The organism is Pseudomonas sp., from assembly GCF_033723075.1.
Classification (GTDB): Bacteria; Pseudomonadota; Gammaproteobacteria; order Pseudomonadales; family Pseudomonadaceae; genus Aquipseudomonas.
The window spans coordinates 214,360-233,558 of record NZ_JAWVXU010000004.1; the positions used below are offsets into that span (position 1 = coordinate 214,360).

Sequence of the window (19,199 nt, forward strand, 5' to 3'; positions counted from 1 at the left end):
GTCGTTCACCGCGCGCGGACCGGATCCCAGGTTGGTGGCGGCCGCAGCCGACGCGGCGCCAGGTCGTTCACTTGGTTTCTTCGGCCAACCGCTGTTGCGCAGGGTTGGTACCCCGCGTTGTTCAATCGAACCAAGGAGACTGCGATGAAGCCCCTCAAAAGCGTCTTTATTCCACTGGCATTGCTGAGCGCAGCGCTCATGGCATCTGCCGCCTGGGCCGAGGAGGCGGCACTGATTACCGCCACGCCTGACAAACTCCAATGGACCCCCGCGCCGTCGGTGGGACCCGGCGCGATGATCGCCGTGATCGAAGGCGACCTGAAAGCGGCCGAGCCCTATACCTTCCGCTTGAAGGTGCCGGCGAACTCGACCATCGGCGTGCATACCCACCCGGTGGCCGAGCGGGTGACGGTGCTCTCGGGCACCTTCTATTTCGCCACCGGCGACAAAGCCGACCCGGCCATGACCAAGGCCTACCAGCCGGGCGACATCCTGATCATCCCCGCCGACATGCCAATGTACGCCTCCACCAAGGACCAGGAAGTCGTGGTTCAGTTGCACGGAACCGGACCCTGGGGCCTCCACTACCCCGACCCGGCGGACGACCCGAGAAACCAGTAGCACCGAGGTGCGCCCGGCCGTTGCCGCGTGCTCGCCTCGGCGCGGCAACAGCGGCAGAAAAAGCTCCGCCCCGTGCGGTGAACGCCCGCCCCGGGAGCCGGTCTAACAGGCACCAGACCCAAAGCTCGTCGTCATGGCTCTTGGGCAATTTCTGGCGTACGACCAAGCGTGATCCGCTACCTGCTTGCGCGAAGCGCATGCCAGGCAGTGCCGCATCCCGCAAGCGACTATTGGCTTTATACTCAATGCAGGTCGTGCATGAGTCGGAGGCGAGCCATGCCAGCGCCAACCCACCAAGAGCATCAATGCCTCAACCGCGCGCTGCGCACCCTGAGCGGCTGCAACCGGGCACTTCTGCGCGCCGAAGACGAGGCAACCCTGCTCCAGGACATCTGCCGGGTCATAGTCGAACAGGCCGGTTACCGCATGGCCTGGGTCGGCCGCGCCGAGCGGGACGCGGCCAAGACGGTCACCGCGGTGGCGCACGCCGGGGTCGAGCAGGCCTTCGTCGACTCGCTGAACATCTCCTGGGCCGACAACAAGCGCGGGCGCGCCGCCACCGGCACGGCGATCCGCACCGGCCAGCCAAGCCTGGCGCGCAATCTGCTGACCGACACCCGCACCCTGCCCTGGCGCGAGGGCGCAATCAAGCACGGCATCGCCTCGTTTCTGTCGCTGCCGCTACGGGTCGAGGGCGAGATCTTTGGTGCCATCGGCATCGGCGCCCCGGACCCCGATGCCTTCGGCCCTCAGGAGCTGGAGCTGCTGAGCGAGGCCGCCGAGGACCTGGCGTTCGGTCTCCAGGCCCTGCGCATCAAGGCGCGGCGCGCCCAGGCCGAGCAGGAGATCCAGCGCCTCAACCGCGCCCTGTCGACGCGGGTGGCGGTCAACCATGCGCTGATCCACGCCAGCGACGAGCCCTCGTTGCTAAAGGAAGTCTGCCGGGTACTGGTGGCTGAATGCGGCTATCGCCTGGCCTGGGTCGCCTATCTCCAGGACGACCCCGCCGAGCCGGCACGCCACGTCGCCTACGCCGGCGACGATCACGGTTACCTGGCTCGTGTCGAGGCCTGGGCCGGCAGTGCCGAGGGCAAGGCCTACATCCAGCGATTCGATGCCCAGCTCGTGGCCGGCCGGCCACTGGTCATCCGCAACCTCCTCGATGAACCGGTAGAGACGCTAAAAGACATCGCCATCGAGCACGACATTACCGCGGTCATCGTGCTGCCGCTGCGGGTCGAAGAAGTGCTGGTCGGCAAGCTGGTGATCACGGCCGCGGAGAGCGACGCCTTCGACGAGAAGGAAGTCGACCTGCTGTTCGCCACCGCCAACGACCTGGGTTTCGGCATCGCCACCCTGCGTACCCGGGCCCGGGCGCTACAGGCCGAAGCAACCATCAGGCGCATGGCTTATACCGACGAACTGACCGGCCTGCCCAACCGTCTGCGCCTGCGCGAACTGCTGGAGAACGCGATCAGCGAGGCCAGGCAGGAGCGCTGGGCACTCGGCCTGTTACAACTGGAGGTTGGCCGCAGCCAGGCGATCAGCGAGGCCCTTGGCTACCGCGAAGGCGACCGCCTGCAGCAGGCCATCGCCGCACGCCTGGTCCAGGCGGTGGGCGCGAACAACACGGTGGCGCGGATCGGCGAGTGCGAATACGCCGTGTTGATGCCCAGCGGAGGTGCCGAACAGGCCTCGCAGTTGGCGCAGAAGATCCTGGTGGCGCTGTACGAACCAATCGACCTGTCCGGACTTTACCTCGACGCCCGCGCCAGCATCGGTATCGCCCTCTACCCCGGCCACGGTACCGACCCGGACGCCCTGATCCGCCGAGCCGCCAGCGCCATGGAGCAGGCCAAGCGCTCCAGCAGCGGCTATGCGCTGTTCCAGGGCGGCCTTGATCGCGAGTGCGCCCAGCACCTGACCCTGATGAGCGAACTGCGCCGGGGGATCGACGGCAACCAACTGCTGCTGTATTACCAGCCGAAGCTGCAGATCGCCACCCATACGGTGTGCGGCAGCGAAGCCCTGGTGCGCTGGCAGCATCCGCAGCACGGCCTGCTACCGCCCAACGACTTCATCAAGTTGGCCGAGAACGCCGGGCTGATCACCCCGCTCACTTACTGGGTGCTGGACGCGGCGCTGGGTCAGAGCTATGCCTGGCATCAGGAAGGCGACCATCGACCGATCTCGGTCAACCTGTCGGCGCACGACCTGCGCGACCCCACGCTGATCGAACGGATTCGCGGCGCCTTCTCGACCTGGGGCGCCGAGCCCGACTGGATCGAGTTCGAACTGACCGAAAGCGCGCTGATGGAGGACCCGGTGGCGGCGCGGGAGACCCTGACCCAACTGAGAAACCTCGACAGCCGCCTGACCATCGATGACTTCGGCACCGGCTACTCCTCGCTGGCCTACCTGCAGAAGCTGCCGGTGAATTCGCTGAAGATCGACCAGTCCTTCGTCATCCCCATGCTCAGCGACGACGATGACTCAGCGAAGATCGTGCGCTCCATCGTCGAACTGGCGCACAACCTCGACCTCGAGGTGGTCGCCGAGGGCGTGGAAAACCAGGAAACCCTGAACCGTCTGGGCGACTTCGGCTGCGACATCGCCCAGGGCTTCTCGATCAGCCGACCGCTCCCCGGGGACAGCTTCCGCGCCTGGGAAGCGCTGTCGACCTGGCACTGACCCACGCAGGAGCCGCCACGCCATCCCGTAGGGTGCGCGGGGCCGCCGAGGCCGCGCGCACCACCGGTCAAGACGTTCGTCACCTCTGGCCATTCAGCCCGTGGCTCGCGCCAGCCGCGGCACGGCTTTCGGTTTGCGAAACACCAGCACGTTGCCGAGCATCACCAACAGCAGGCCGAACAACGCCGGCGCGGTCCACTGGTAGCCCTCGACGAACACCGAGATATTCAGCGCCACCACCGGGAACAGCACCGTGCAGTAGGCCGCCCGCTCCGGCCCCATGCGCCCGACCAGGGTCAGGTAGGCGGTAAAACCGATCACCGAACCGGGAATCGCCAGGTACAACAACGAACCGACATAGCGCGTGCTCCACTCGAAGCCGAACGGCGTACCCATGACCAGACAGATCACCACCAGCATCGAGGCACCGTAGAGCATGCCCCAGGCGTTGGTGGTCAACGGCTTGAGGCCGGCCTTCTGTTGCAGGCTGGAAAGCAGGTTGCCGGCGGAAAAGCACAGGGTGCCGAGCAGCGACAAACCAACGCCCAGCAGGGTTTCCCGACTGGCCGCATGCCCGGCCAGCTCGGGCCAGAACAGCAGACCGAGACCCGCCAGGCCCAGGGCCCCGCCGGCCAGAACATTGGCGGCGATCTTCTGCTTGAAGAACAGTCGAGCATTCAGCGCATTCCACAAGGTTGCCGTGGAGAAAATCACCGCGATCAGCCCGCTGGGGATCCACTGACTGGCAGTGTAGAAACACAGGAAGTTGATGCAGAACAGACACAAGCCCTGGATCAGGCAGATCACCTGGCCACGCCCGTCGAGCTTCTGCAGGCGGCCGCTGAGCAGCAACACGGCGAACAGCACCACGGCGGCCAAAGCGAAGCGATAGGCAATCGAGGCGGCAATCGCCACCTCGCCCATCTGCAGCTTGATGGCGATCCAGGTGGTGCCCCAGATCAGCACGGTCAACAGGTATAACGACAGGTTCATCGGACGACTCCCAGTGGATGCTGGAAGTCTGCGCCGCACCCGGGGCTGGCGCTTGCATAAAGCTGCGGGTTTTGCAGGGCAACGGCAGAAACATCCGATCCACTCACATGTGCGCTGGCGCACCGACCGCGAGTGGCAGTGCGCCCAGTCTGAATCCAGTACTGCCTGGCGGACTTTTCTCTTCGGCCGTGGTCAATAGCAAGAGGCCGCCGGTAAAAGGCAGCACAAGAGGATATTGGTTATGACGACAATGAACAGATTCGGCCCCCTGCTCGGATTGGCCGGTGTCCTTGCACTCAGCGCGTGCATGTCCACGCCCCCGCCCGCTGCGCCCTACCCGCAGGACCCGTACCAGGGTAGCGCGGCACCAGGCGGCATCTATTCCGGCTACGGCCGAGTGGAGTCGATTGACAGCGCCCCGCAGGACTATCAGGGCGTCGGTGGAACCGGCATCGGCCTGGGCTCCGTGGCAGGAGCGGTGATCGGCGGCGTGGCAGGTCACCAGGTAGGCTCGGGCAGCGGCAACACGGCGGCGACTATCGCCGGAGCGGCAGGCGGTGCCTACATCGGCCACCAGCTGGAGAAACGTAACCAGACGGCGAGCGCCTACCGGATAACCGTGCGCATGGAAAACGGCGCCTATCAAACACTGACCCAGCCAAGCATCGGCGACCTGAGAGTCGGCGACCGCGTGCGCATCGAGAATGGTGCCCTGCAGCGCTACTAGTGTCGCGACACCGATCAAGCTGCGCTTAAACGGTCTCTCGTAGATAGGGTAGGCGTACGCTGCCGATAGCGATCGGTCCAGCAAGACCCGTTGCGCCGTAACCATCATCGGCGCAACGCCGGATGTCGTTTGGTGGGGGACGTTACTACTGCGCCGGCTTTAGTGTGGAGACGCTTGGTCCGCAGACACCCAACCAGGAGACACCCAGTGGCTGCTCGACAACCCCCGCCGAGCGGCGTGACGGACTCTGCAACCTCAATCTCATCGGATTTCGGCCAGCGGCTTTCGCCTGTCCTAAGCTGTACTAAACGGCACCAGGGCATTCGCCTGTGAGGACTGACTATGCACCCCTTGCTAGAGGAGCTTCACCACTACCACCAGAATATTTCCACCACCATCGATCAGATGAAAGGTCTGCTCGGCAAACTGGAAAATGATGCTGGCGACGCTGCCGATCGGCAGCAGCTTTTTGCGCTCCTGGAATCTCTGCATGGTGAAGCCGAGACCCGGCACCACCAGAACGAAGAACTTATTCGCCGCCTGCTGCTAACCACCCGCGCGCCCACGAATCCGCGCGTGCAGGAAATAGAGCGCGACCATCAGGGCTTTTCCCGGATTGCCGCCCAACTCAAGGCGCTCGAGCACTCGAGCCTTACGCCGAAAGAAATAGCCACCTTCATCGAGGATTACATCAGCAAGTACTACGACCACCTGGACAGCGAGGAGCATATCTTCTTCCCCCTGGCGGATGAATGGCTAAGTGACAAGCAATGGCAGGAGATCAAGCAACAGTGGCAGAGACCGACACCTTGACGAGCCGGAGTACGATTGCAGGGCCACCTACAGGCTCAATTTCCAGCGGTTATGAAAATCTCGAGCGCCGTCGCGGGCGCCTGGAGGCGGGCGTTTGTTCACAACGTCCCCAAGGCCCGGCAACAGCCCCTAATTGTGTCGACGCTCCCCTCCGCGCCGATTGTCACTGCGCGAGCGCTGGTCCTGCCGCTGGTACTTCGGTGTACGCCCTTGCTGCTTGAAATGCTGGCCACTCCACCCCTCGCGCGGTTGCTCTGCGCGATAGTCGTGGCGGCGTTGATCACGGCGCCCGTCATGGCGCGGCGCTGATCGACGGTCCTGGTTGTAGTAACGCGACTGGGTGGCCGGCAGATAACGACGCTGGTCATGCCGGGGAGCCTCATGACGACGCCGGTCATGACGTTTGCCATAACTACGCGTGTCATAACTGGGGATGGCGCGGCGACGGTCGTCGCGGTAATGCCGCGGTGCGACATACACCGGGTAGCGCTGCACCTGATAGTGCCCAGCCGAATAATGGCGGTCATAACCCGAATAGCGGTGGCCATAACCGTCGCCATAGACCGCACAGCCGGTTAAAAACAGCCCCAACAGCGCAATAAGCATGGGTTTATAGGGCATTGCGACCTCCACAGGTTCGAAAAGAGGAAGGCCAGCGACTGCTGGCCTTCAATGCACTCTCATATTTTTTGACCGCCACCCAAGGGTGAAAGTGCCGAACTAGCAGCGGCCTTTCTTGGCCTGTCCCGGTGGGCAATGTGGCGGACCGCCGCCACTGTCACCAATATCGATGCCGATACCAGGCAAGCGCAGACTGCACGCCTGCAAGGTGACGGCCATGATCGCGATGAGGAGCACGCTCAAGCAGGCTCTCATCAGCAGCCCTCCTGCATACGGCTACAACCGCCAAGCAACAACACTAAGACCATCACCGTTAAACCACGCATTGGCACACTACTCCCTGGATTTACCGCAGGCCTGAAGCACTCCGGTCGATGCTGCGTCGCAGCAATTACCTCTTTTGACACTGCATGCAGCCAGACGTTCGCGCCCCGCAATACAGCATGCCGCGGCAATCGCGCACCTTCATGGGGCACACCATGTGCCGGCAATACCGAACCAGCCACTGCAACCCGCATGGTAGAGCGGCTGGCAGAACTGGCACGATGTTCGCTTAGTCTCAGGTGTGCAGGAATTCCCCGTAGCGCACTCGGTGCTACGGGATCGCGGCACCACAATTTGCAATAGCCGACTAGGGTTCCGGCTCGTTCGATGCGAAAGGCATGGGCGAGTGACTGGTCCGAGAGTTGGCGACCTCCTTCGAGGTTACACGGCGGGATAAAAGCCCGGGAGAACGCGCCCCAGTAGTGGGGAGACCGCCGCGCACTCCTGCCCGCCCTTTCTCGAACTGGAGGTTCCTTATGCGTACGCCCCGTCTGTGCTCCGTTCTCGCCGCCGGCCTTGCCGCCGTCATCAGCCTCAATAGCCACGCCGCGCCGAAATCCGACTTCAGCGTCTGCTGGACCATCTATGCCGGCTGGATGCCCTGGGAATACGGTGCGGCCGAAGGCATCGTCGACAAGTGGGCGAAAAAGTACGACATCAGCATCGATGTGGTGCAGATCAACGATTACGTCGAATCGATCAACCAGTACAGCGCCGGCCAGTTCGACGGCTGCAGCATGACCAATATGGACGCCCTGACCATCCCGGCAGCCGGCGGCATCGACTCCACCGCACTGATCATCGGCGACTTCTCCAACGGCAACGACGGCATCGTGCTCAAGGGCGAGAAGAAGACCCTGGGCGACCTCAAGGGCCAGCCGGTCAACCTGGTCGAGCTGTCCGTCTCCCACTACCTGCTGGCTCGCGGCCTGGAAAAAGCCGGCCTCAGCGAGAAGGACCTGAGCGTGGTCAACACCTCGGATGCCGATCTGGTGGCGGCCTTCGCTACCTCCGACGTCAAGGCCGTGGTCACCTGGAACCCGCTGCTGGCCGAAATCGAAGCCACGCCAAACGTGACCAAGGTGTTCGACTCCAGCCAGATCCCCGGCGAAATCATCGACCTGATGGTGGTCAACAGCGCCACCCTGCAAGACAACCCGGCCTTCGGCAAAGCCCTGACCGGCGCCTGGTACGAAATCATGGCGACCATGAGCGCCGACACGGCTGCCGGCAAAGCGGCCCGCGAACACATGGCCAAGGCCTCCGGCACCGACCTGGCCGGTTACGAAGCGCAACTGGCGGTGACCAAGATGTTCTATTCGGCCAAGGATGCCGTGGCGTTCGCCAACAGTCCCAAGCTGCCGGCGACCATGAGCAAGGTGGCCAGCTTCTCCTTCAGCCACGGCCTGCTCGGCGAGGGCGCGCAAAGTGCCGACGCCATCGGCATGAGCTTCGCCCGCGAAGTGGTGACCGGCGACAAGGCCAACCTCAAACTGCGCTTCGACCCTTCGTTCATGCAGATGGCCGCCGACGGAAAACTGTAACCGGACGCCTTCGCGTAAACGGCCCCTCGTAGGGTGGATGACGCTTCACCCATCCACCACGCGGCCTCATGGTGGATGAAAAAAGCGTCATCCACCCTACGCACTGACGCCGTAGGGTGCGTTGCACGCACCGAACACTGTTCATGGTGCGCACGGCGCACCCTACGTCAGCAATGAGGTAAGCAATGCGCCTGATCAACCGTCACCCCGAGCGCAGCGGTCGTTTCATGCTGGTCCTGCTGCCCTTCGCCCTGCTGCTGTTCGCCTACTTCATGAGTTCGGCCCAGCGTCTGGCGGACAACCCCAACGACAAGCTGCTGCCCAGCGCCACGCAGATGGTCGCGGCGGTCGATCGTCTGGCCTTCACCGAGGACAAGCGCAGCGGCAAGTATCTGTTCTGGCAGGACACCGGCGCCAGCCTGAAACGCCTCGGCATGGGCCTGGGCATCGCTGCCGTGGTCGGATTGTGCCTGGGCATCGCCGCCGGCAGCCTGCCGCTGTTCAGTGCGCCGCTGTCGCCGCTGCTCACGGTGCTGTCGATGGTCCCACCCCTGGCGATTCTGCCGATCCTGTTTATCAGCTTCGGCCTCGGCGAACTGTCCAAGGTGATGCTGATCGTCATCGGCATCACCCCGGTGCTGGCCCGCGACCTGGAACAGCGCGCCCGGGAGATTCCGCCGGAATTGCTGATCAAGGCGCAGACCCTGGGGGCCAGCACCTGGACCCTGATCCTGCGGGTGGTCCTGCCGCATATCATGCCGCGCCTGCTGATCGCCCTGCGCCTGGTGCTCGGCTCGGCCTGGCTGTTCCTGATCGCCGCCGAAGCCATCGCCAGCACCGATGGGCTGGGTTACCGGATCTTCCTGGTGCGCCGCTATATGGCGATGGACGTGATCCTGCCCTACGTGGCCTGGATCACCCTGCTCGCCTGGCTGATGGACCTGAGCCTGCGCCAGCTCACCCGCCTGGTCTTCCCCTGGTACGAAGGAGCCAAGGCATGAGCGATAAAACAAGCAGCGCCTTCATTCAAGTCAACAACGTCTGGCAGGAGTACGGCGATCAGGTGGTATTGGAACGCCTGAACCTGAACATCAGCGAAGGAGAATTCTGCACGCTTGTAGGAGCCTCCGGCTGCGGCAAGTCGACCTTTCTGCGCCTGCTGCTGGGTCAGGAACGCGCCAGCCGCGGCGAGATCCTGCTGGCCGGCGAACCACTCGCAGCCGAACCGGATAGCAGCCGCGGCGTGGTGTTCCAGCGTTACTCGGTGTTCCCGCACCTGAGCGTGCTGGACAACGTCGCCATCGGCCTGGAGTTGCCACGCTCGCCCCTGCTCGGCCGCCTGTTCGGCAAGGCCAAACGCGAGGCCCGCGAACAGGCCGCGCAGATGCTGAGCAAGGTTGGCCTCGGCCACGCGCTGGACAAATACCCGGCGCAGCTGTCCGGCGGCATGCAGCAACGCCTGGCGATTGCCCAGGCGCTGATCATGCAGCCGCGGGTGTTGCTCCTCGACGAGCCGTTCGGCGCCCTCGACCCGGGTATTCGCAAGGATATGCATGCACTGCTGCTGGACCTCTGGCGCGAAACCCGGCTGACCGTATTCATGGTCACCCATGATCTGAGCGAAGGCTTCAGCCTCGGCACCCGCCTGCTGGTGTTCGACAAGGTCCGCGTCGATCCGCACGCGCCGAATGCCTTCGGCGCGCGCATCACCTACGACATTCCACTGAACAGCGACCGTCGCGCCACTCGCGCGGCAGTCGAGGCGTTGCCGCCGCACATCACCGGCAACCTGCAACCTGCTGCGTAAGGAGCACCCGATGACTGCCTCACTAACCCTGCGCCCCACGCTCTATGAAGAGCTGCTCCCCGGCGGCGGCCACACTTCCTTCGTGCTCAAGCGCGGCCAGTTGCTGCGCCTCAGCGACCTCGAAGGCGGCGCCAACGTCGGCCTGCTGCTGCTCAACGCAGCCGAGAAAAGCGAACGGCTGAACCTGCCAGACAGCCTCAAGTGCCAGCACACCGCCAAGCTGACTGCCGGCCACTGCCTGTACTCGGACATGGGCCGGGTGCTCGCCGCCATCACCGCCGACACCTGCGGCTGGCACGACAGCTTCGGCGGTGTACTGAACGCCGACGAGGTCGCCGAGAAATACGGACAGGGCCGCTACCAGGAGCTGCGCAACGGCTTCTTCCGTAATGGCGTGGACAACCTGCTGGTGGAAATGGGCAAGTGGAACCTGAACATTCAGGACCTGCTGATGTGCCTCAACCTGTTCAGCAAGGTCACCGTGGACGGCGACGGCGGCCTGCAGTTCCAGCCGGGCAACTCCAAGGCCGGTGACTACATCGAGCTGTACGCGCCGATGGACTGCCTGGTGGTGCTCAGCGCCCTGCAACACCCCATGGACCCAAACCCCGACTACGCGCCCAAGCCGGTGCAGCTCAGTTGGCACAAGGTCGACAGCGACGGCATCAGCGTGCTGTGCCGCACCTCGCGCGAGGAAAACGCGCGCGGCTTCCACAACACCGAACGTCTGTATATCTGAGGGTTGCCGAGATGAATCTGACCCATAGCGACAAGCACCCCGAAGCGGCCGTGTACCGTGCCACCATCGCTGCCGGCGAGCCCTTCCTCTGCGAAGTGAAGGCCGGGCAGACCCTGCGCCTGCTCGACCTGGAAGGCAATCAGGCGGTCGACACCCTGTTCTACAGCGCCAGCAACCCGCGCGAGCGTTACGACGTGCAGCGCACCCTGCGCAAACAGAACAACGTCTACCTGACCACCGGCAGCGTGCTCTATTCCAACCTGGGCAACCCGCTGCTGAGCATCGTCGCCGACACCTGCGGCCGCCACGACACCCTCGGCGGCGCCTGCGCCCAGGAGAGCAACACGGTCCGCTACGCCCTGGACAAGCGCTACATGCACAGCTGCCGCGACAACTTCCTGCGCGCCAGCCTGCACGACGGCCGCCTGAACAAGGCCGACGTCAGCGCCAACATCAACTTCTTCATGAATGTGCCGGTGACCCCGGAAGGCGGCCTGACCTTCGAGGACGGCATCTCCGCGCCGGGCAAATACGTCGAGCTCAAGGCGCATATGGACGTGATCGTGCTGATCTCCAACTGCCCGCAGCTGAACAACCCCTGCAACGGCTACAACCCGACTCCGGCCGAGGTGCTGGTGTGGGAGTGAAGGCAGCGACCAGCCCGTAGGGTGGATCGGGGCGCGTAGCTGTCGCTTTTTACATCCACCAGCTTTTAATGGATGGCTACCCCGTGGAAAACGCTTCGCGGTTTCCCACCCTACGAATAGCCGCCCCACCTGATTTTCAACCACGGACGACCGTGGTGCAGACGACTACCGGCGGGACGGCTCGCCATTTTCGGGGACTCCTCGAATGTTCACCAAACTGCTGATCGCCAACCGCGGCGCCATTGCCTGCCGCATCCTGCGCACCTTGCGTGCCCTCGACGTGCCAGGCGTGGCCGTCTACTCCGAAGCCGACGCCGCCAGCCTGCATATCCAGCAGGCGGACGAGGCGCACAGCCTGGGCGAAGGCCCGGCCGCGGGCACCTACCTGCAGGTCGAGAAGATTCTCGCCGTGGCCAAACAATCCGGTGCCCAAGCCATCCACCCTGGCTATGGCTTCCTTTCCGAGAACGCCGCCTTCGCCGAAACCTGCGAAGCCGCGGGCATCGCCTTTGTCGGTCCGACACCGGAGCAACTGCGGGTCTTCGGCCTCAAGCACACCGCCCGCGCCTTGGCCAAACAGCATGGCGTGCCGATGCTCGAAGGCACCGAGCTGCTGGAAAACCTCGACGCTGCCTTGATCGCTGGCGAGCAAGTCGGTTACCCGGTGATGCTCAAGAGCACCGCTGGCGGAGGCGGCATCGGCATGCGCGTATGCCATAGCGCCGAGGAACTGATCGAGGCCTTCGAAGCGGTCAAGCGCCTGGGGCAGAACAACTTCAGCGACAGCGGCGTATTTATCGAGAAATACATCCAGCGCGCTCGCCATCTGGAAGTGCAGGTATTCGGCGACGGCAAGGGTGAGGTTATCGCCCTGGGTGTGCGCGACTGCTCGGTGCAGCGGCGCAACCAGAAGGTGCTGGAAGAAACCCCGGCTCCCAACCTGCCTGCCGGCATGGCCGAAGAGCTGTGCGCGGCGGCGATCAAGCTGGCCAAGGCGGTGGATTACCGCAGCGCCGGCACCGTCGAGTTCGTCTACGACAGCGAGGCGGCGCACTTCTACTTTCTCGAAGTGAACACTCGTTTGCAGGTCGAACACGGCGTCACCGAACAGGTATGGGGTGTCGACCTGGTGCGCTGGATGATCGAACTGGCGGCCGGTGACCTACCGCCTTTGGCCGAATTGGCCAAGAACCTGAAACCCAGCGGCCATGCGATCCAAGCTCGGTTGTACGCCGAAGATCCGGGCCGCAACTTCCAGCCCAGCCCCGGTCTGCTTACCGCCGTGGATTTCCCGGTGACCGATGGCAAAAATCTGCGTATCGACACCTGGGTCGAGGCCGGTTGCGAGATCCCGCCCTACTTCGACCCGATGATCGCCAAGGTCATCGCCTGGGCCGCGACCCGCGACGCCGCCAGCGCCGCGCTGGATCAGGCCCTGGCCGATACCGTCCTTTATGGCGTGGAAAGCAACCGCGATTACCTGCGGCAAATTCTGGTCGATGCGCCCTTCGCCAGCGGCGAGCCCTGGACCCGCTGCCTGGAAGGCTTGAGCTACCAAGCCACGACCTTCGAGGTGCTCAGCGCCGGCACCCAGACCAGCGTGCAGGACTTCCCCGGTCGCCTCGGCTACTGGGCGGTCGGCGTGCCACCGTCCGGGCCGATGGACGACCGCGCCCTGCGCCTGGGCAACCGCCTGCTGGGCAATGCCGAAGGCGCCGCCGCCCTGGAAATCACCATGAGCGGCCCGAGCCTGCGCTTCAACACCGACGCGGTGGTGGCGGTGACCGGCGCAGCAATTCCGCTTAGCGTCGACGGGGTTGAACAACCGCTGAACACCGCCCTGCTGATCGAGGCCGGCAGCACCCTCAGCCTGGGCACCATCGCAGGCAGCGGCGCACGCAGCTATCTGTGCCTGCGCGGCGGCCTGCAGGTGCCGGATTATCTGGGCAGCAAAAGCACATTTACCCTCGGCCAGTTCGGCGGCCACGGCGGCCGCGCCCTGCGTGCCGGCGATGTGCTGCACCTATTACCGCTCGCCGATAACGCTGCCGGCGCGCAACTGCCCGCCGAGCTATGCGCCGCGCTGCCGGCCGTGCGCGAAATCCGCGTGATCTACGGCCCCCATGGCGCGCCTGAGTATTTCACCCCAGCTTATATCGACACCTTCTTCGCCACCGCCTGGGAAGTGCACTTCAACTCCAGCCGTACCGGCGTGCGCCTGATCGGTCCGAAACCCGAGTGGGTACGCGACAGCGGCGGCGAAGCCGGCCTGCACCCCTCCAATATCCACGACAACCCCTACGCCATCGGTGCGGTGGACTTCACCGGCGACATGCCGGTGATCCTCGGCCCCGACGGCCCGAGCCTGGGCGGCTTCGTCTGCCCGGTGACGATCATCGAGGCCGATCTGTGGCAGCTGGGGCAGCTCAAGGCCGGCGATAAAGTCCGCTTTGCACCGGTTAGCATTGAGGCTGCACGGCTACTGGCCAAAGCCAAGAACCTTGAGTGCGCTGACCTGCGTGGGAGGGGCTTTAGCCGCGAAAATGCTGTCGTTCCTATCGCGGCTAAAGCCCCTTCCACAACATCCTCAACAGCGCTGACCTCGCCCATCGTCCTCGATATCGGCGAAGCCGATAAACGCCTGGTCGCGCGCCTGTCCGGCGACACCCACCTGCTGCTGGAGATAGGCGCGCCTGAGCTGGACCTGGTGCTGCGCTTTCGCGGCCACGCGCTGATGCAGGCCCTGGAGGCCAAGCAACTCGATGGCGTGATCGACCTGACGCCGGGCATCCGCTCGCTGCAGGTGCACTACCAGCCGGAAACCCTGGCCCTCAACGACCTGCTCGACATCGTCGCCGGCGAATGGGACGCGGTGTGCGCCGCCCAGGACCTCAAGGTGCCGTCGCGCATCGTCCACCTGCCGCTGTCCTGGGATGACCCGGCCTGCCAGCTCGCGATAGAGAAGTACATGACCACAGTGCGCAAGGACGCGCCCTGGTGCCCGAGCAACCTGGAGTTCATCCGCCGGATCAACGACCTGCCCAACCTCGACGAGGTCTACCGCACGGTGTTCGAGGCCAGCTACCTGGTCATGGGCCTGGGTGACGTCTACCTCGGTGCGCCGGTGGCCACGCCACTGGACCCACGCCATCGTCTGGTCACCACCAAGTACAACCCGGCGCGCACCTGGACCGCGGAAAACTCGGTGGGTATCGGCGGCGCCTATATGTGCGTGTATGGCATGGAAGGCCCCGGCGGCTATCAGTTCGTCGGCCGTACCCTGCAGATGTGGAACCGCTACCGCGAAGTGGCGGCCTTCGACGGCAAGCCCTGGCTGCTGCGCTTCTTCGACCAGATCCGTTTCTACCCGGTGAGTGCCGACGAGTTGCTACAAATCCGCCGCGATTTCCCCCTGGGCCGCTACAACTTGCGCATCGAGCACAGCGAACTGCACCTGGCCGACTACCAGGATTTCCTCGTCGAGCAAGCCGAGGACATCGCCGCCTTCCGCGCCCAGCAACGCGGCGCCTTCGACGCCGAGCGCCAACGCTGGATCGAGTCCGGCCAGGCGCATTTCGACAGCGAGGAAGTCGCCCCCGACCTGGGCGAGGACGCACCACTGGGCAACGGCCAGCACGGCATCGAAAGCCATATCGCCGGCAACCTCTGGCAGGTGCAGGTGGCCGTAGGCGACCGGGTCAAGGCCGGCGATGTGCTGGTGATCCTCGAGTCGATGAAGATGGAAATCCCCCTGCTCGCCCCGCGTGATGGCCTGGTCAGCGAGGTACGTGTGCAACCCGGCTCACCGGTACGCGCCGGCCAGCGCGTGGTGGTTTTGCAAGAAGCATAAAACCGTAGGGTGGATCACGCTTCACCGATCCACCAAGCGGCCACCCCAATTGCGATGCCACGGCATCGACGGTGGATGGATAAAGCGCCATCCACCCTACAGAGGACGCTACCTATGCAACACGAATTCGATCTCCGCCTCGACGCACTAAAAGCCGCCTACCTGGCCGGCAGCACCACCCCGCGCCAGCTGATAACAGCCCTGCGCGAGCAGGCCGCGGCACTTAATCCCGAGTTCAATCTGTTGATCCATCTACTGACCGAAGCGGAGCTGGAACCCTATCTCGCCGCGCTGGACGGCAAGTCGGCGAAGGATCTGCCACTGTACGGCGTGCCCTTCGCCATCAAGGACAACATCGACCTGGCCGGCATCCCCACCACCGCCGCCTGCCCGGCCTTTGCCTACACGCCGGAGCAGAGCGCGACCATCGTCGAGCAACTGATCGCCCTCGGCGCCGTGCCGCTGGGCAAGACCAACCTCGACCAGTTCGCCACCGGCCTCAACGGTACCCGCTCGCCCTACGGCGAATGCCGCAACAGCGTGCACCCGGACTATCCGTCCGGCGGCTCCAGCGCCGGTTCATCGCTGGCCGTGGCCCTCGGCCTGGCCAGCTTCGCCCTGGGCACCGATACCGCAGGCTCCGGCCGGGTGCCGGCGGCGCTGAACAACCTGATCGGCCTGAAAGCCAGCAAGGGACTGATTTCCACCGCCGGGGTGGTGCCGGCCTGCCGCACCCTGGACTGCGTGACCTTCTTCACCGCCACGGCCCGCGAGGCCAGCCAGTTGCTGGCCCTGACCGCCAAACTCGACCCGCACGATGAATACAGCCGGGCCAACCCGCAGTGGAACGATGGCGGCGCCTTCGGCACAGTGCGACCGGGCTTTCGTTTCGGCGTGCCCAAACAGCTGGAATTCCTCGGTTGCGCCGAGAGCCCGGCGCTGTTTGCTGCCACCGTCGAACACTTGCAAGCCCTCGGCGGCGAGGCGGTGGAGATCGACTTCGCACCCTTCCTCGAAGCCGCGCGGTTGCTCTACGAAGGGCCCTGGGTGGCGGAACGCTACAGCGTCGCCGGCGAGCTGATCGAAGCCCAGCCCGACGCGGTACTGCCGGTGATCAAGGCGGTACTCGAGCAAGCCCCGGGCACCAGCGCCGTCCAGCTGTTCCGCGCCCAGTACCGATTGCAGGCGCTGAAAGCCCTGTGCGACCGCATCATGAGTGATCTCGACTGCGTGCTGACCCCGGCCTACCCGCGCCCGGTGACCCTCGCCGAGCTGCACGCCGAGCCGGTCAAGCGCAATGCCGACCTGGGCTACTACACCAACTTCATGAACATGCTCGACTACGCCGCCGTCGCGGTGCCGGCGGGCTTTATGCAAAACGGCCTGCCCTGGGGCGTGACCCTGTTCGGCCGCGCCTTTACCGACCAGTACCTGCTCAGTCTGGCCGATGGCCTGCAGCGCCAGCATGGCCTGCCGTTGGCCGGCGGCCATCCCCTGGAGCCGAGTGCGCCGAGCAGCGCCGCGCGCAACGACCGCGCACGCCTGGTGGTCTGCGGTGCGCACCTGGATGGCTTGCCGCTGAACTGGCAACTCAAGCAGCGCGGCGCCAAGCTGATCCAGGCCACCCAGAGCTCGGCCGACTATCGACTGCATGCCCTGGCCGGCGGCCCGCCCTTTAGGCCCGGTATGGTTCGGGTCGCCGAGGACGGCGTCGCCATCGCGGTGGAAGTCTGGGAGCTGCCGAGCAGCGAGCTGGGCTCCTTCCTCACCGGTATCCCGGCGCCGCTGGGCCTGGGCAAGGTGCAGCTGGCCGATGGTCGCTGGGAGAGCGGCTTCATCTGCGAACCCTACGGTCTAGAAGGCGCCGAGGACATCAGTCACTTCGGCGGCTGGCGTGCCTATATGCAGAGCAGGCAGTAACCCGTGCAGGCGCCGGGGCGAGGCCTAGTCCTCGCTGGCGATCCAGCGGCCTTGGCAGGGAGTGAAGGCCGAAACCCTGCACACCGGCTCCTGCACATCCCCCTCAGGCATAAGCGCAACTGCCGGGATACCCAGCCACTATCGTCTAACGTTGCCAGCCGGTGACGCCATGTCAATTGCACGCTAGCATGGCGCCATTATTTCGCGAGCAGAACCGTGCATGCCGTCCATCCACTCGACCACCAGTCAACGTCCTCTGGTCCTCCTGCTGCTGGTATTGCTCGGCTGCGGCTTCCTCGCCACCTCGCTGGCCAGCTACTACGCGGCGCTCGACTCGATCCGCGACAACATCGTCAACACCGAACTGCCGCTGACCTCGGACAACGTCTACTCGGAGATCCAGAAGGACCTGGTCACACCGGTGCTGATCTCTTCGATGATGGCTCGCGATACCTTCGTCCGCGACTGGGTGATGAGCGGCGAGCAGGACGTCGCCCAGATGACCCGCTACCTGCGCGAGGTGCAGGAGCACTATGGCGCCGTGACCAGCTTCTTCGTCTCCGACAAGACCCATACCTACTACCAGGCCAAGGGCGTACTCAAGAGTGTCGTCGCCCAAGAGCCGCGCGATAGTTGGTACTTCCGCGTGCGCGACATGCAGGAACCCTACGAAATCAATGTCGATGTCGACATGGCCAACCAGGATCGCCTGACCGTATTCATCAATTACAAGGTGTTCGACTACGACAAGCGCTTTATCGGCGCCACCGGCGTCGGCCTGACCGTAGACGCGGTGGTCAAGCTGATCGATGACTATCAGGCGCGCTATGACCGCAGCGTGTACTTCGTCGACACCGACGGTCGCATCGTGCTTACCGGCGCTACTGGCGGACCAATGGGCGCCAAGGTCGGCCAGGCGCTCAGTGAAGTCGCGGGGCTGGAAGAACTCCAGGCAAAACTGCCACAGCCGCAAACCGGCGACTTCGAGTATCAGGAACAGGGCCGCGGCCACTTTCTCAATGTGCGTTTCATTCCCGAGCTGGATTGGTACCTGTTCGTCGACAAGCACGAAACCGGGGCACTGGCCGGTATTCGCCAATCGCTATACCTCAACCTGCTGATCTGCCTGGTGGTCACCGCCATCGTCCTGACCCTGGTCAACATCGCCCTGCGTCGTTACCAGGCGCGTATCGCCGCCCTGGCCACCACCGACCAACTCACCGAGTTGCTCAATCGGCGTGGCTTCGACCTGCTGGCCAACCAGGCGATCCAGGAAGCGCGGCGCAATCCCAGTCCACTCTGCGCCCTGCTGCTCGACCTCGACAATTTCAAGGACCTCAACGACAGCCACGGCCATCTGGCCGGTGACGAAGTGCTGCGCGGCTTCGCCAACAAGCTGCGCGACAACCTGCGCCAGTCCGACATCATCTGCCGCTGGGGCGGTGAAGAATTCATTCTCCTGCTCAAGGACACCTCGCCCGAGCAGGCGCGCCTGCTCGCCGAAAAAGTCCGCCAGCAGACCGAGCAAGGCGGCTTCAGCTACAAAGGTGCCGGTCTGCACATCACCACCAGCATTGGCCTGGCCGAACTGAACCCGGACGACTCGCTGAGCGAGCTGCTCGCCCGTGCCGACCGCGCCCTCTACCGCGCCAAACAGTCCGGGCGCAACCGCACCTGCGAAGCCAGCGCATGAATCCCAGTCATTGCCCGCGCTGTGGGCAGCGCAACCAGTGCGCCCAGGCCGAGTCCGCGACGCCCGTGACCGACTGCTGGTGTTTCAGCGCAGGTATCGACTCCGAGGTGCTCGACAGCCTGCCGCCCGAGCAGCGCAACAGCGCCTGCCTGTGCCCGCGCTGCGCCCGGGGCTTGGCACCGAGCACAACGCCGCCAAGCGCCGACTAG

The 19,199-nt window shown here is 64.6% G+C and carries 16 protein-coding genes and 1 riboswitch; of the genes, 13 read left to right on the top strand and 3 right to left on the bottom strand.

Features of this window, described 5'->3' with window-relative positions; all coding sequences use genetic code 11:
* Positions 1–144: 144 nt before the first annotated feature.
* On the top strand, positions 145–621 hold the full coding sequence (locus tag R3355_RS06955) for a cupin domain-containing protein (protein WP_318960618.1): 477 nt from the start codon (positions 145–147) through the stop codon (positions 619–621).
* Positions 622–897: 276 nt separating this feature from the next.
* Positions 898–3,312, top strand: coding sequence for an EAL domain-containing protein (locus R3355_RS06960; protein WP_318960619.1), 2,415 nt, complete (start codon positions 898–900; stop codon positions 3,310–3,312).
* A 93-nt stretch (positions 3,313–3,405) separates the two neighbouring features.
* On the opposite strand, the gene R3355_RS06965 is transcribed toward R3355_RS06960, so the two are convergent.
* Entirely contained in the window at positions 3,406–4,305 is a 900-nt protein-coding gene (locus R3355_RS06965; protein ID WP_318960620.1) for a DMT family transporter, read from the bottom strand.
* Between the two features lie 307 nt (positions 4,306–4,612).
* Between R3355_RS06965 and R3355_RS06970 the strand changes: the two genes are divergently transcribed.
* Together R3355_RS06970 and R3355_RS06975 are read left to right on the top strand one after the other, a co-directional pair.
* On the top strand, positions 4,613–5,032 hold the full coding sequence (locus R3355_RS06970; protein ID WP_318960621.1) for a glycine zipper 2TM domain-containing protein: 420 nt from the start codon (positions 4,613–4,615) through the stop codon (positions 5,030–5,032).
* 342 nt (positions 5,033–5,374) lie between these two features.
* Positions 5,375–5,845 carry a hemerythrin domain-containing protein gene (locus R3355_RS06975; protein ID WP_318960622.1) on the top strand — a complete coding sequence of 157 codons (471 nt, stop codon included), beginning with the start codon at positions 5,375–5,377 and terminating at the stop codon, positions 5,843–5,845.
* Between the two features lie 129 nt (positions 5,846–5,974).
* Here R3355_RS06975 and R3355_RS06980 read toward each other — a convergent pair whose 3' ends face one another.
* Both R3355_RS06980 and R3355_RS06985 read right to left on the bottom strand, forming a co-directional pair.
* The gene (locus R3355_RS06980; RefSeq protein ID WP_318960623.1) at positions 5,975–6,466 is read right to left on the bottom strand and encodes a hypothetical protein; all 492 of its coding nucleotides are present in this window, start codon (positions 6,464–6,466) and stop codon (positions 5,975–5,977) included.
* 99 nt (positions 6,467–6,565) lie between these two features.
* Positions 6,566–6,685, bottom strand: coding sequence for a hypothetical protein (locus R3355_RS06985; protein WP_413243487.1), 120 nt, complete (start codon positions 6,683–6,685; stop codon positions 6,566–6,568).
* 401 nt (positions 6,686–7,086) lie between these two features.
* Positions 7,087–7,200: riboswitch (guanidine-I (ykkC/yxkD leader) on the top strand.
* A gap of 66 nt (positions 7,201–7,266) precedes the next feature.
* On the opposite strand from R3355_RS06985, the gene R3355_RS06990 reads away from it, so the two are divergent.
* The 9 genes from R3355_RS06990 (at position 7,267) to R3355_RS07030 (ending at position 19,199) form a co-directional block, all read left to right on the top strand.
* Entirely contained in the window at positions 7,267–8,334 is a 1,068-nt protein-coding gene (locus R3355_RS06990) for a putative urea ABC transporter substrate-binding protein (protein ID WP_318960624.1), read from the top strand.
* A 185-nt stretch (positions 8,335–8,519) separates the two neighbouring features.
* Positions 8,520–9,335 (top strand): ABC transporter permease, encoded by an 816-nt coding sequence (locus tag R3355_RS06995; protein WP_318960625.1) that lies wholly within the window; start codon positions 8,520–8,522, stop codon positions 9,333–9,335.
* Positions 9,332–10,141, top strand: a complete 810-nt coding sequence (locus tag R3355_RS07000) for an ABC transporter ATP-binding protein (RefSeq protein ID WP_318960626.1) — start codon at positions 9,332–9,334, stop codon at positions 10,139–10,141. The genes R3355_RS06995 and R3355_RS07000 overlap by 4 nt, the downstream gene beginning before the upstream one ends.
* Before the next feature lie 10 nt (positions 10,142–10,151).
* On the top strand, positions 10,152–10,880 hold the full coding sequence (locus R3355_RS07005; protein WP_318960627.1) for an urea amidolyase associated protein UAAP1: 729 nt from the start codon (positions 10,152–10,154) through the stop codon (positions 10,878–10,880).
* An 11-nt stretch (positions 10,881–10,891) separates the two neighbouring features.
* On the top strand, positions 10,892–11,527 hold the full coding sequence (locus R3355_RS07010; protein WP_318960628.1) for an urea amidolyase associated protein UAAP2: 636 nt from the start codon (positions 10,892–10,894) through the stop codon (positions 11,525–11,527).
* A 205-nt stretch (positions 11,528–11,732) separates the two neighbouring features.
* Complete coding sequence (gene uca / locus R3355_RS07015; RefSeq protein WP_318960629.1) at positions 11,733–15,377, top strand: urea carboxylase; 3,645 nt, start codon at positions 11,733–11,735, stop codon at positions 15,375–15,377.
* A 114-nt stretch (positions 15,378–15,491) separates the two neighbouring features.
* Positions 15,492–17,297, top strand: a complete 1,806-nt coding sequence (gene atzF / locus R3355_RS07020) for an allophanate hydrolase (protein ID WP_318960630.1) — start codon at positions 15,492–15,494, stop codon at positions 17,295–17,297.
* Positions 17,298–17,517: 220 nt separating this feature from the next.
* A complete protein-coding gene (locus tag R3355_RS07025; RefSeq protein ID WP_318960631.1) occupies positions 17,518–18,990 on the top strand; it encodes a diguanylate cyclase in 1,473 nt (490 codons plus the stop codon).
* On the top strand, positions 18,987–19,199 hold the full coding sequence (locus tag R3355_RS07030) for a cysteine-rich CWC family protein (protein WP_318960632.1): 213 nt from the start codon (positions 18,987–18,989) through the stop codon (positions 19,197–19,199). The genes R3355_RS07025 and R3355_RS07030 overlap by 4 nt, the downstream gene beginning before the upstream one ends.